12 protein-coding genes are annotated in these 13,484 nt (G+C 66.5%); 8 read left to right on the plus strand and 4 right to left on the minus strand.

What is annotated here, in order from left to right; translation table 11 throughout:
• Positions 1-66 precede the first annotated feature (66 nt).
• Together ACFTR6_RS08235 and ACFTR6_RS08240 are read right to left on the minus strand one after the other, a co-directional pair.
• Positions 67-1,911 (minus strand): hypothetical protein, encoded by a 1,845-nt coding sequence (locus ACFTR6_RS08235; protein WP_377957536.1) that lies wholly within the window; start codon positions 1,909-1,911, stop codon positions 67-69.
• Complete coding sequence (locus tag ACFTR6_RS08240) at positions 1,908-2,381, minus strand: hypothetical protein (RefSeq protein ID WP_377957537.1); 474 nt, start codon at positions 2,379-2,381, stop codon at positions 1,908-1,910. Before ACFTR6_RS08240 ends, ACFTR6_RS08235 begins: the two co-directional genes overlap by 4 nt.
• 400 nt (positions 2,382-2,781) lie before the next feature.
• Between ACFTR6_RS08240 and ACFTR6_RS08245 the strand changes: the two genes are divergently transcribed.
• On the plus strand, positions 2,782-4,245 hold the full coding sequence (locus ACFTR6_RS08245; protein WP_377957538.1) for an amino acid permease: 1,464 nt from the start codon (positions 2,782-2,784) through the stop codon (positions 4,243-4,245).
• Positions 4,246-4,396: 151 nt separating this feature from the next.
• Here the strand turns inward: ACFTR6_RS08245 and ACFTR6_RS08250 are convergent, their stop codons facing one another.
• Positions 4,397-4,573, minus strand: coding sequence for a CsbD family protein (locus ACFTR6_RS08250; RefSeq protein ID WP_377957539.1), 177 nt, complete (start codon positions 4,571-4,573; stop codon positions 4,397-4,399).
• A gap of 174 nt (positions 4,574-4,747) precedes the next feature.
• On the opposite strand from ACFTR6_RS08250, the gene ACFTR6_RS08255 reads away from it, so the two are divergent.
• The 3 genes from ACFTR6_RS08255 to ACFTR6_RS08265 all read left to right on the plus strand — a co-directional run bounded on the left by ACFTR6_RS08255 (position 4,748) and on the right by ACFTR6_RS08265 (position 7,477).
• Positions 4,748-5,206, plus strand: coding sequence for an SRPBCC family protein (locus ACFTR6_RS08255; protein ID WP_377957540.1), 459 nt, complete (start codon positions 4,748-4,750; stop codon positions 5,204-5,206).
• Positions 5,207-5,214: 8 nt separating this feature from the next.
• The gene (locus ACFTR6_RS08260) at positions 5,215-5,895 is read left to right on the plus strand and encodes a pentapeptide repeat-containing protein (protein ID WP_377957541.1); all 681 of its coding nucleotides are present in this window, start codon (positions 5,215-5,217) and stop codon (positions 5,893-5,895) included.
• A gap of 91 nt (positions 5,896-5,986) precedes the next feature.
• Complete coding sequence (locus ACFTR6_RS08265) at positions 5,987-7,477, plus strand: FGGY-family carbohydrate kinase (protein ID WP_377957542.1); 1,491 nt, start codon at positions 5,987-5,989, stop codon at positions 7,475-7,477.
• Here the strand turns inward: ACFTR6_RS08265 and ACFTR6_RS08270 are convergent.
• On the minus strand, positions 7,474-8,439 hold the full coding sequence (locus ACFTR6_RS08270) for a sugar-binding transcriptional regulator (protein WP_377957543.1): 966 nt from the start codon (positions 8,437-8,439) through the stop codon (positions 7,474-7,476). The two genes, ACFTR6_RS08265 and ACFTR6_RS08270, sit on opposite strands and share 4 nt — an antisense overlap.
• A gap of 159 nt (positions 8,440-8,598) precedes the next feature.
• Between ACFTR6_RS08270 and ACFTR6_RS08275 the strand changes: the two genes are divergently transcribed.
• From ACFTR6_RS08275 to ACFTR6_RS08290, 4 genes are all read left to right on the plus strand, one after another.
• Entirely contained in the window at positions 8,599-9,726 is a 1,128-nt protein-coding gene (locus ACFTR6_RS08275; RefSeq protein ID WP_377957544.1) for a zinc-binding dehydrogenase, read from the plus strand.
• Between the two features lie 136 nt (positions 9,727-9,862).
• Entirely contained in the window at positions 9,863-11,167 is a 1,305-nt protein-coding gene (locus tag ACFTR6_RS08280; RefSeq protein WP_076800578.1) for an RbtT/DalT/CsbX family MFS transporter, read from the plus strand.
• Between the two features lie 33 nt (positions 11,168-11,200).
• Positions 11,201-12,925: a dihydroxyacetone kinase family protein gene (locus tag ACFTR6_RS08285; protein ID WP_076800580.1), complete on the plus strand. Its 1,725-nt coding sequence runs from the start codon at positions 11,201-11,203 to the stop codon at positions 12,923-12,925.
• Between the two features lie 55 nt (positions 12,926-12,980).
• Positions 12,981-13,439, plus strand: coding sequence for a ribose-5-phosphate isomerase (locus tag ACFTR6_RS08290; protein ID WP_076800582.1), 459 nt, complete (start codon positions 12,981-12,983; stop codon positions 13,437-13,439).
• Positions 13,440-13,484 lie beyond the last annotated feature (45 nt).

Here is a 13,484-nt window from a genome sequence, read left to right on the forward strand (position 1 = left end):
GTGTTGCCGGGCCTGGGTTTTCCTTGTCAGCGGAATATGCCGCAGGGGGAATAGAGGAGTTTGGAATTACCGGAACAATGCGCTGTAGGTTCCCATGATGATCCGGTCACCGGGGGTCGCCTTCCTCATGTAGTCCACCACTGCCCAGTCGTCGAGCGAGATGCAGCCCGCCGTCGGGACCTTGTTCATGTGCAGGAAGATCGCGAAGCCGGCATCCTGCACAATGTTGGGGCGGTTGTAGTTGATCACCACGCCCTGACGGTAGTCGTGCGTGGCCCGGGTGGCGAAGTACCACATGTTCTCGTCCCAGCCCACCCACGATGAGGACTCGAAGTACTTGTTGTACGTCGCCGTCCACGGATTTCCACCCCAGCGGGAGCGGGGGTTCAGCGTGCGGTAGGGGAGCTTCGTTCCGGGGTTGCCCAGGCCGAAGGCCTCCGTCACGGAAAACGAGCCGGTGGGGGAGTACAGATAGCGCGTAGGGCCGGAAGGGACTCCCGGCGGCTTGAAGCCGGAGGCACCCACATAGCCGTCGGTCTTCCAGTCGGCAACGTACAGCCCGGCCATGCGGACGCAGTAGATGTTCGTCGCCCGCGACTGCCCGTACCCTTGCGTGAAGGTCAGCAGCACGCGGTTGGCGCCGTGCGTCGGGTATCTGCTCCGCCCGTTGTTGAGTTTGGAGCATTCCGTCATGGCGTAGACGCGGACACCTGCTGTGCTGGTCCAGCCGATGTAGCCCCGCTGGAAGGACTGCACGCACTGCGACCCAGCGCAGCGGAGCCTCGCGGTGGGGTAGCCGAGCGAGCTCCGGCTGGCACCCATGCTGGCGTACTTGGTGCCGATGACGCCGCGTGAAGCCCAGGCTCCGGTGGCAGGGGACCAGTAGATCGTTCCGCCCTGGAACCGCTGGACGCAGCCGCCGGCCGGCTGGCCGCAGACCTGGTTGGCGACCGGGTAGCCCAGAGCGCCGTTGTGGCCGGCCTCTGCGCGCCACCGCTGATTGATGACGCCTGTCACGATCCGGGCGCCGGTGGCCGGCGACCAGTAAATGTTGCCCTTCGCGAAAGCCTGGGCGCACCCGCCGCCCTTCAACCCGCAAAATTCCCTGTTGATCGGCAGGCCCAGGCCCTTCTCAGCGCCGAGGGCGATCCAGTATCGGCCCACGCCGCCTGTGCCCCGGACCTGGTACACGCCCTTCGGGATCCATGCCAGGATTCGTCCGGTGGCAAACCGCTGGATGGTTCCGCCCGGTGCCGCCACCTCGTCGGTGAGCGGGTACCCGAAGGTGGGGAGGGTTCCGCCCGCGTACCAGGCGGGTCCGGTGTGGCCGGAGTTGCGCAGGACCGGATGGGCGCCGGTTTTTGCCGTCCAGTAAATGTTTCCGCCCCTGAAAATCTGGTGGCAGAGACCGCCACTGCAGAACTGGCTCGTACGGGGCGCACCCAGAACCCCCGCCGCTCCCTTCATGGCCTGCCACTTCGCACCGATCGGGCCGGGTACTGCGATTGGTTTTGGCGCTGCCAGCGGAGCAGTTGCGGGCGGCGTGGTCGAAGGCGAAGTGGTCGACGGCGAAGGGGTTGACGGCGGCGGGGTAACTGCCGGGGACGTGGTGTCAAGAGGTGTGGTTTCCGGTGGCGCGGTTGCCGACGTCGTGTCCGAGGGTGACGGCGAGACCGGCTCGGAAGGCAGCGGTGCCTCCGGGATGGTTTCCGCCGTGTCGGTTGGTGCAGGCGAGGGCCCGTCCGTCGCCGGGGCGGTCACCTCAGTTGCCTGCGCCTCTGTTACCTGCACCTCTGTTGCCTGCGCGGCCGGTACGCCGGAAGTGGAGCCAGCGGCGAGGGCAGGAGTGGACACGAACGGTCCGGCCGCCAGGCCCAGGAGCAGGGCCGCGGCAAGTATTGGTTTTTTCACGAAGCATCCTCCACCGACACAACCGGTTCACACGTGCCGGTCTGGCCCGTGGTCTTGGCGAAGTTCTCCGCAGAAACCCCAGCCGATTTCCCTGCCTGCACGGTTTCCGTGATCAGGGCGTGGCCCTGGACAGCCGCGCCCACCGTGACGGCGATGGCCACGGTGTACGTCTTGGCTTTGTCCGAGGAGTTGACCAGCGTCCCCTTGAATGTCCATTGCCCGTCCGGACCGGCCGCGCAGGTGTGATCCTGCAGGGCATCAATCGCGTTCAGTGACGTGGAAACGTCGGTGGGCAGGGAAGGGGCCGTAGTGGGTGGTGAGGATTCCGACGGCGGCTCGGTCACCGCCGTCGTGCCGGTTGGTGGTGGTGAAGCGCTGGGGCTGGTTCCGGCGGGGGCTGTGCCCCCGCCGGAACACCCCGAGGCTGCCAGCAGCAGGGCAGCCGGCAGCAGTAATGCTCTCTTTCTCATAGTCCCCCCTGAAAATGGCGCGAGTGCCGGCGCCCGCATGAGACGGTGCGGAAGCCATGGCCGGGAACGGATCCCCGGTCATGGTGCTCAGAGTAGCGGCAATGCGGGCCCCAGAGGGAGCTTTTTCTCCATGCGTTTTTCTGTTGCGGAGGCGGGCGCGGCCGGCCTGTGACGGACATGCCAAAAACCGGCAGGAGCACGCGGAATGTTGCCCCCGTCACGGAGCTGTCCGGAAGTCTTGTACGATAGATGGGCCGTGCGAACCTTCGATGCTTCATGAGTTCTTCTACAGATGCCGTCCTCAAGAGGGGCTGAAAGCCGAATTATCTGTACAAAAACTCCAGGTTCCGAAACCGGCAGTGCCCTACCCAAGGCAACCCCCGACCTACAAGGAACAGTTGTGCCTCAAAGTACCCCCACAGAACTTATGAGCCCGACGGCTCCATCCGCCGCCGTCGACTCGACCCTCAGCGCCGAGGGCTACAAGAAGACCCTGAGCCGGCGCCACGTCACCATGATCGCGATGGGCGGCGCCATCGGCGTCGGCCTCTTCATGGGAGCCGGCGGCCGGCTGGCCTCCACCGGCCCCGCCCTGATTTTCTCCTACGCCATCGCCGGCGTCATCGCCTACCTGCTGATGCGGGCCCTGGGCGAGCTCATCATGTACCGCCAGACCTCCGGCTCCTTCGTGAGCTACGCCGGCGAGATGTTCGGCAGGAAGGGCGCCTACCTGTCCGGCTGGATGTACTTCATCAACTGGGCCATGACCGGCATCGCGGAACTGATCGCGATCGGCCTGTACTTCCAGTTCTTCTTCCCCAATGTCCCCGTTGAACTGTCCGCCATCGCAGCGCTGGTGCTGCTGGTGGCCGTGAACCTGCTCAGCGTCAAGGCGTTCGGTGAATTCGAGTTCTGGGCGTCCTGTCTCAAGGTGGGCGCCATCGTGATCTTCCTGGCCGTGGGCTCCTTCATGGTGATCACCAACGCCAAGGTCGGTGCCGGCCACGCGTCGCCCGTCAACCTCTTCGCCGGCGACGGCGGCATGTTCCCCAAGGGCGCCCTGGTGATGATCCTGGTGCTCAACGCCGTCATCTTCGCCTACAACGCCATCGAACTCGTGGGCATCACCGCCGGCGAGATGGAAAACCCCGAACGCGAAGTGCCCAAGGCGATCCGCGCCGTCGTGGTCCGCATCGTGGTGTTCTACGTCGGCTCCGTGACACTGCTGGCCATGCTGCTGCCCTCCGAGCAGTACAAGGCAGGCACCTCGCCGTTCGTCACCGTCTTTGGCCAGATGGGCCTGCCGTGGATGGGCGACGTCATGAACATGATCGTCATCACCGCCGCGCTGTCCTCCTGCAACTCCGGCCTGTACTCGATCGGCCGGATCTTCCGCACCATGGCCAACAACGGCCACGCCCCGCAGTGGCTGACCAAAATGTCCCGCCGCCACGTGCCGTACGCCGCCATCCTGGCCATCGCCGTCGTGTACCTCGTGGGCATCCTGCTGAACATCTGGCTGGGCGGTTCGTACGCGTTCGACCTCGCCCTGAACACCGCCTCGATCGGCGTGATCTTCACCTGGGGTTCGATCTTCGCCAGCCAGATCGCGCTGCGCAAGAAGAGGGGCAACGTCTCCAGCCTGCCGATGCCGGGTTCGCCGTGGACCAGCTGGGCTGGACTCGTGGCGCTGCTGGCCATCACCGTCCTGATCGGCTTCGACACCATGACGGACAAGGCCACGGGCGACGTCTTCCTGCTGGGTCTTTGGACCCTCGCCAGCATCCCCTTCTTCGCCCTGGTGCTGTGGCTGGGCTGGCAGAAGGTCAAGAACAACCAGCCGAAGAGTGAACTCTTCAGCTAGTTCCTGCTGTCGATTTTCCCGCCGATTGCTCCGTAAACGCCCTTTAGGCCCGCCAAAAGGGCGTTTACGGAGCAGCCGATGGGGTTCACAAAAACGGCGACGCCGGGCTCCCCCCAAGGGAGTCCGGCGTCGCCGTTTTGTCGGTGGTGTACTAATCCCGCTTGAATTCGTCCTTGACGTCCTCGCCGACCTTCTTGGCGTCGGCGACCACCTGGTCCTTCTGGCCTTCTGCCCTCAGGCGGTCGTTGTCCGTCGCATTGCCCGCTGCTTCCTTGGCCTTACCGCCGAAGTCCTCTGCAGCATTCTGGATCTTGTCTCCGATACCCATCAGGGGCACCACCTTCCGTTGCCGGTTGATCTGACAAAGCCATTTCAGCCTAACACGAAGCATACTTACTATTTCAAGTCGGTGTCCGATTTCTCTGCGGAAGTGCTTCGTCGCGGCGCCGCGCGGGAGGCTTTCGGCACCCGATTGTCGGTGCCCGCGGCTAGGCTCTAGGGCATGGATCACAGCATCAGCCTGAGTCAGCACGTGAACGCCAGCCCGGAGAAAGTCTGGGCGGTGATCTCGGATATTCCGGGGTCCGCCGCCACGCTGTCCGGGGTGGAGTCCATCCAGATGGTCAGCGAGGGGCCGTACGGCGAAGGCACCCGCTGGAAGGAGACGCGCTCCATGATGGGCCGGCGTGAGACCGTGGAAATGTGGGTGTCCCAGGCGGATCCGCCGCGCAGCACAACGGTGAAGGCGCTGCAGGGCGGAGCGGACTACACCACCCGGTTCACGCTGGAAGAACGGGACGGCGGGACTGACCTGGGACTGACCTTCGGCGCGGAGGTCCTCCGGCCCACGGTAGTCAGCAGGCTCATGCTTGCTGTCTTCGGGCGAATGGGCATGAACCTGACGCGCAAGGCCCTGGCAAGGGACCTCGCCGAAATCGCGGCGAAGGCGGAGCAGCCATAGTGGCGGGAATGTCCCTGGGCAGGCCGCGCCAAGGTGCGGCGTTGAAGGTCATGGCACCGAGGCTGGCGCCGGTCCGGCTTGAGGGCCTCCGGGATGAGGGTGCGCCGGACTTCCGGCGGGCCGAACGGTATGACGGGATGCGGTACAGCCGCGCTGCCGCGGACGGGCTGGAGCTCAGCGGCATCACCTTCGCAGAATGTGAATTTGCCGGGGTCTCCTTCAATGAGGCCCAGCTCCGGGGCGCCACCTTCCGGGACTGTGTCATCGGGGAGGCCTACGCCCCGGTCTTCAATGCTGCCCGCTCCACCATGCACGACGTCGTCTTCAGCAACCCCAGATGGGGATCGGCGGAGCTTTATGAGAGTGGCTGGCAGTCGGTGCGGATTGACGGCGGCAAGCTGGATTACCTGAACCTGCGGGGCTCGCGGCTCGCGGACGTGCAGATCAGCGACTGCATCATCAGCGAACTGGACCTGGGCTCCGCCACCGCGGCCCGGGTTGCGCTGAAGAACTGCACCATCGGCACCCTGGAGCTCGCCGGCGCCAGGCTGAAGGACTTCGACCTCCGCGGCACCGACTTCCGGAGCATCAGCGGGCTGGACAGCCTGGCCGGCGTCGTGATTGATGAGTACCAGCTGGGGCTCCTGGCACCGCTGCTTGCGGCGCATTTGGGCATGGTAGTCGCCTGAGGCGGCAGTTTCCACAAAATCAGCGGTGCCGCCGCGGGATACGATGGCCGCAGTGCCCCGCAACGGGCCCCACAAGGGAGGTGGTCGGCGGTTGTTCCTCGGACTCGACATTGGAACCGGCAGCAGCAAGGCCGTGCTGGCCACGTCCGAGGGCAGGATCCTCGACTCCGCCACCGTGCACCACGCTCCCTCGCTGCCGCGGCCGGGTTGGGTGGAATTCGATGCGGAGAACACATGGTGGGCAGAAGTCCGGCAGCTCTGCGGGGAACTGTTCGCCAGGCAGGACCCGCGCCGCGTTGCCGGGGTGGCGGTCAGTGGCATGGGACCGTGCCTCGTCGTCACGGACGCCAACCATGTGCCCCTGCGGCCGGCCATCCTCTACGGTGTGGACACCAGGGCCGGCAGGGAAATTGACGAGCTCAACGACGAATTCGGCGCAGGGCGGATCGAGGCTGACGGCGGAAAGGCGCTGTCGTCGCAATCGGTCGGGCCAAAGCTGCGCTGGATCGCCAGGAATGAGCCCGGGACCTTTGCTGCCGCACGGTACTGGTACTCCTGCAGTTCATTCCTGGTGCAGCGGCTCACCGGCGAATATGTGATGGACCACCCCACGGCCGGCCAGTGCGATCCCCTGTACGACATCCACCGGCTGGAGTGGATCGGGGACCGGGCTGCCGCCGTGGCCGGCCACCTGCCGCTGCCCCGGCTGCTGTGGCCGGCTGACATAGCCGGCCAGGTCACTCCCGGCGCCGCGGCGCTGACAGGCATTCCTGCAGGGACCCCCGTCTGCGCAGGAACGGTGGATGCGTGGGTGGAGGCGCACAGCGTGGGGGTCAGGCAGGCGGGGGACACCATGCTGATGTACGGCTCCACCATGTTTTTTGTGCAGCGGCTCAAAACGTTCAGGAGCCACCCGAGGCTGTGGCCTGTTCCCGGCGTCGAGCCACGTTCGATGTCGCTGTCCGGCGGCATGGCCACCTCGGGAAGCCTCCTGACCTGGCTGCAGCAGATCACCGGCGGGGCGCCGATGGCCGACCTCCTGGAAGAAGCCGCCCACGTGCCCGCCGGCGCCGAAGGCCTGCTGGTGCTTCCCTATTTCGCCGGTGAACGGACCCCCATCCTCGACCCCGACGCCCGGGGAATGATCTTAGGCCTGACACTGAGGCACGGGCGCGGCCACCTCCTCCGGGCGGCGCTAGAGGGCGTCTGCCTCGGCCTGCGGCAGACGCTGGACCTGGTGGAGGAAGCGGGGGAGCCGGTGTCCCGGCTGCTGGCCGTGGGCGGCGGGCTCCAGGCGCGGCTCTGGTCCCAGATCGCCAGTGACGTCACCGGCAGGGTGCAGGTTGTTCCCCGGGTGACCATTGGGGCCAGCTACGGGGACGCCCTGCTGGCCGCTGTGGGAACCGGAGCCGTCGCTCCGGATACTGACTGGATGCAGGTGTCAGGCCATGTGGAGCCCCGGCCGGAAGCCTCAGGTGTCTACCAGGAGATGTACGGAACCTACTGCGGCCTGTATCCGAGCAACAGAGAGCACATGCATGCGCTGGCCCGGCTGCAGGAGCGCACGGCAGGTTCAGGCTAAGCCGCCAGATAGTCCAGGACTGCCCGGGCGGTAACCGCGTCGGTGACCAGCTTCCGGAAGTAGCCTCCCCTGGCCCCGCCAACTATGCTGCTGGCCTTCTCGGTTCCGACGGCAACGCCGACCGTGTGCGGGATCGCGTGCAGAATCTCGGGCGGTGTGGCCACCACGCGGTCGCTGCCGGGAAACTCAACTCGTTCTCCTCGGACGTCGAAGAAGTTCAGGCAGATGTCGCCCACGGCGCGGGCCAGGGAATCGTCGTCCTTGGGAATGAAGCGAGAAATGGAGCTCCGGGTGGTGGGCGGAGCGCCAACGCCCAGGAGCGCGCCCTTGGCCGACTCCCAGAGCCGCTGGATCCGAAGGAAGTCCGGATCCCGCTGCAGGAACTGATGCATCTCGGGGGAGGGGAGCGCCTGGGTCCAGAGGAACGCGGGATGTGCGCCGGCATGTTCTGCCATGGCGCGGGCAATTTCATTGGTCTGGTACCACGGCTCCGGCTCGGTCTGGCCCCCCACGCTGGGGGCAACCAGCACGCCGGGAAGCTTTGGCAGCACGGCCTGGCTGAGTTCATATACGGTCCTGCCCGAAGAAGCCAGCAGAACGTCGCCGGGGGCCAGGGCCATCTCCGTTATGGCCTCGGATACCTGGGGGAGCAGCCCGACCCGGAGCCGGTGTGACTGGTCGCCGTCAGCCAGGTAAACCTTCTGAAGCGACAGGGCTTCGGAAAGCTCGCTGCCCAGGGAGTCGGAGGCGTGCCGGGACGGATTCACCACCTCGATTTTGACCAGGCCGATCCGACGCGCCTCCGCCAGCAGGCGGCTGACGGTCGGCCGGGACACGTCCAGCGCCTGGGAGATCTTTATCTGGTTGGCATCGTCCAGGTAGTACATCCTGGCGGCCTGATACAGCAGCTCCAGCGGAAATTTGCTCCCGGTGCCGGCCGGACCGTCGTTGGCGTCCCGCATGGATCCGTCCCCTCATCGCGTGTCAGATGCCTACATTCTAGCGGACCGTGAACAAAATTTCTCACCATTATCTGCTTGGAAATTTTGTTCTTGACATTTGTTCAGCAGAATCCCACACTGGATTCATTGACCCAGGTCACACGTTCCAAGGAGGGAACCATGACAACCACGTACGAAGAACAGGCAGCAACGGATACCGCTGTGCCGGCCGTCATGCAGGCAGTCATCTGCCATGGGCCGGAAAACTACACGCTTGAAGAGGTGGCAACCCCGGTTCCAGGCCAGGACGAGTTGCTCATGAAAGTCGAGGCCGTTGGTGTCTGTGCCAGCGACCTCAAGTGCTACCACGGAGCCGCAAAGTTCTGGGGCGACGAGAACCGGCCCGCCTGGGCCCAGAAGGAAGTCACGCCCGGTCACGAGTTCGTCGGCACCATCGTGCGCGGCGGGGCGGCTGCCCTGGCCCACCATGGCCTGGAACTTGGCGACCGCGTTGCCTGCGAGCAGATCGTGCCCTGCGAGGAATGCCGGTACTGCCAGCGCGGACAGTACTGGATGTGCGGCCCGCACGACATGTTCGGCTTCCGCAACTACAACGGAGCTATGGCCGAGTACCTGGTGGTCCCGATCAACGCCCGGGCGCACAAGGTCTCCAAGGAGCTGGCACCCCAGCATGCAGCCTTTGCCGAACCGCTGTCCTGCTCCCTGCATGCCGTGGAGCGGGCCAACATCCAGTTCAATGACGTCGTGGTGATCGCAGGCTGCGGTCCGATCGGGCTCGGCATGATCGCCGGCGCCAAGGCCAAGAGCCCGCTGAAGGTTGTCGCCCTGGACATGTCCGACGACAAACTGGCCCTTGCGCGCAAGTGCGGTGCCGACGTCGTCATCAACGTCGGGCGCGAGGACGCTGTGCAGGCGGTCAAGGACATGACGGACGGCTACGGCGCCGACGTCTACATTGAAGGCACGGGGCATCCCTCGGCCGTGGGCCAGGGGCTAAACCTGCTGCGAAAGCTTGGCACCTACGTCGAATACTCCGTCTTCGGTTCGGATGTTTCCGTGGACTGGTCCATCATCAGCGACGACAAGGAACTCGACGTCCGCGGCGCGCACCTGGGCCCCCACTGCTGGCCCGCCGCCATCAAAATGATCGAATCAGGCATCCTGCCGATGGACGAGATCTGCACCAACCAGTTCCCCCTGGACAGGTTCCAGGACGCCCTGGACCTGGTGGGCGACACCGCCGGCGCTTCCGTCAAGGTCTCGATCCTTCCCGGCGCCGCACGCTAGCCACCGCGCGTAGCGCCGCACGCCAGACACCGCGCGTAGCGCCGCACGCCAGACACCGCGCCCCAGCGGCCGGCGGGACCCTGCGTCCCGCCGGCCCTGAAGAACCCATCCCCCCAAAAACAAAGGCGTTTTCCCAATGACCACAATTGCAACGCCCGTTGCCCCCTCGCGGGAACGGCTGCTCGATCGAATCGGCATTCCGCATTCCCTGCGCTGGGGCTTCCTCGGCGTCCTGGTCTTCATGACCGGCAACGGCGTCGAGTCGAACTTCATCGCCCCGCACATGGCCGCGGCCCTCGGTAACCAGGCCATGCTGGTCCCCACCATCATCACCATGTACGGCGTCGCGGTGACGGTCGCCTCGTACCTTTCCGGCGCCCTTTCGGACCTTGTGGGACCGCGCCGCGTGATGACCCTCGGCTTCGCCGCCTGGGTCACGTTCGAGATCCTGTTCCTGGTCAGCCTGAATGCAGGGTTTACTCCCGGCATCATGGCCAGCTACTTCCTTCGCGGCCTGGGCTATCCGCTGTTCGCCTTTGCGTTCCTGGTCTGGATCAACACCGTGGCGCCGCGGAAGAGCAACGGAACGGCCGTGGGCTGGTTCTACGTCATGTTCACCGGCGGCCTGCCGACGTTCGGCTCCCTGTTTGCGCTGACCTTCATCCCGCTGTTTGGCGGCGGCCACACCGGCGAGTCGCTGACCATGGCCGCCTCGATCGGCCTGGTTACGGCCGGTTTCCTCATCGCCCGGCTGGGCGTCCGGGAGGAGCGCGGCAGCAGGCGGCTCGCCCCCCAGGGCGAGTCGACGGCGGAAGTCCTCACCGGCGGCATCCGCCTCCTGGCGCGGGAACCGCGGATCCTCACCGGCTTCATCGTCCGGCTCATCAACACCGCACCCCAGTACGGCATGTTCGTGATCCTGCCCGGCGTGATCAGCGGTGAACTTGGCTGGTCCCAGACGCAGTGGCTGATGATGACGGTCATCGTGTACGCATCCAACATTTCCTTCAACGCCGTCTTCGGGGCCATCGGCGACAGGTGGGGATGGCAGCGCACGGTCCGCTGGTTCGGCGTTGTCGGCTCGGCAGCGGGCCTGCTCGCCTGGTGGTACGTGCCGCACCTGGTGGCCCCCGGCTCCGATTGGGGCTACTGGCTGTCCGTCCTGGCCGGCGTCGTCTTTGGAATCCTGCTGGCGGGCTTCGTGCCGATGGGCGCGATCATGCCTGCGCTGACTCCGGACCGCAAGGGCGCCGCCATGGCGATGTACACCACGGCAGCAGGCGGGGCGGCGTTCCTCGGCGCAGCGGTCGTTGCGGCCGTCCTCCCCTGGGGTGGAAACGCCGGCGTGGTCTGGGCGTTTGTGGCACTGTACGGCGTCGCCTTTGCCCTCACCACCTTCCTCAAAGTGCCGGAGGACAGCGCCGGCACGCGCCACCACTAAGACCCCTGACATCAAGATTTTGGAGCAAGCCCCATGACCAGGATTTTCAACGATCCCGCCGAATTCGCCGAAGACCAGTTCGCCGGCTTCCTTGACCTCTATGCGGACCGCCTCCGCGGCGTCCCCGGCGGGGCCGTGGCGCTGCGCACCGGCGAACCGCAGGTGGCCGTCGTCGTCGGCGGAGGCTCGGGGCACTATCCCGCCTTTGCCGGCCTGGTGGGCAGCGGATTCGCCACCGGTGCCGTCGTGGGAAACGTGTTTACCTCGCCGTCGGCAGCGCAGGTGTACTCGGTCGCGAAGGCCGCCCACCAGGGGCGGGGAGTGGTCCTGACCTTCGGCAACTACGCCGGGGACAACATGAACTTCGGCATCGCCGCGGAGCGCCTGCGCAAGGAGGGCATCGATACCCGGATCGTGGTGGTCACGGACGACGTCGCCTCCGCAGCCGAGGAGGACAAGCGCCGGGGCATTGCGGGGGACTTCTCCGTCTTCAAGGTGCTCGGCGCCGCAGCGGCGGCCGGGCTGGACATCGACGGCGTTGAGCGGGCCGGGCGTGCCGCCAACGCTGCCACCCGGACCATCGGCGTCGCCTTCTCCGGCTGCACCATGCCGGGGGCCGGGCGGCCGCTGTTCACGGTCCCGGAGGGGCAGCTGGGCCTTGGCCTGGGCATTCACGGGGAACCGGGCATCCGGGACCAGGCCATGCCCCCGGCCGCCGAACTGGCGCAGCTGATGGTCACGTCACTGCTCGAGGCCGCGCCGCAGGGCGCCGGCAGGCGCGTGGCACCCATCCTGAACGGGCTCGGCACCACCAAGTACGAAGAGCTTTTCCTCCTCTGGGGCACGGTGGCCCGGCTGCTGCGTGAGGCGGGACTGGACGTGGTGGACGCCGAAGTCGGTGAACTCGTCACCAGCCTGGACATGGGAGGGGTGTCGCTGACGCTGATGTGGCTGCATGACGAGCTCGAGACGTTCTGGACAGCCGACGCGTACACCCCGGCCTTCCGGAAGCAGCGGGCTCCGGTCGCGGCTGCAGCCGGCTACGTGCAGGACACAGGCGGCGGGGTCCGGGAGACCCGGGCCATCCCGGAAGCGAGCCCGGCCGCCGTCGTTCTTGCCGGAACCGCCCTCAATGCCCTCGAAAGCATGGCCGCATGCCTGCATGCGAATGAAGCGCGCCTGGGCGAGATCGATGCTGTGGCCGGTGACGGGGACCATGGCCGCGGCATGGTCAAGGGCATTGACGCCGCTCTTGCGGCTGCCCGCACGGCGTACGACGGCGGGGCTGGCGCGGCTTATCTGCTGCAGTCGGCCGGCCAGGGCTGGGCGGAGCATGCCGGAGGCACCTCCGGAGTGCTGTGGGGAGCCGCCCTCGAAGCGGCGGGCCAGTCCCTCACCGACGGGAAGGCGGACTACACGGACGGCGACTTCGTGGCTGCCGTCCAGGCCTTTTCCGGCGCGATCCTGGACCTGGGCCGTGCCGCTGTGGGGGACAAGACCCTCGTGGACGCTCTCCTGCCATTCGTCGGCGAGCTCGCCGACGGCGTCGGCCGGGGCAGCTCCTTCGCTGCCGCCTGGCGGGCCGCGGCCGAAGTAGCCACAGAACAGGCGGAGGCGACGGCGGCCCTGCGGCCCAAGCTGGGCCGTGCCCGCCCGCTGGCAGAAAAATCCGTTGGCACCCCCGATGCGGGCGCCACCTCGTTCGCGCTGCTCGTCCGGGACCTGGCCGGTCTGCGCAGCGGGATACCCGCCTCCTGACCATCCTGACCAACCTGACCAACCACCCTGACCAACCCCCGAAAGGCCCACCCAAATGGCAGAAAAACTCCGAATAGTCGTCGGCTGCGATGACGCCGGCTTCGAATACAAGGAAGCACTGAAAAACGATCTGGCCGCACACGGCCTGGTGGCGGACGTCGTCGATGTCGGCGTGGGCCCGGACGGCCACACCGCCTATCCGCACGTGGCGGTTGAGGCCGCACGCATGGTGGCCAGCGGCGCCGCGGACCGGGCGCTCCTGGTCTGCGGCACGGGCCTGGGCGTGGCGATTGCCGCCAACAAGGTCAAAGGGGTCCGGGCCGTGACCGCCCACGACTCCTTCTCCGTGGAGCGCGCGGTGCTCAGCAACAACGCCCAGGTCCTGTGCATGGGCCAGCGCGTAATCGGCCTCGAGCTGGCACGCCGGCTCGCCAGGGAATGGGTGGGCTACACCTTCGACGACAGCAGCCCCTCGGCGGACAAGGTCGCCGCGATCTGCGGCTACGAGGACTGACGCCCGGGCTGAGGAGTTTTTGTCCACTTGTCATGACTTCAAGGC

Source organism: Arthrobacter sp. NPDC057009, from assembly GCF_042673905.1.
Lineage (GTDB): Bacteria > Actinomycetota > Actinomycetes > Actinomycetales > Micrococcaceae > Arthrobacter.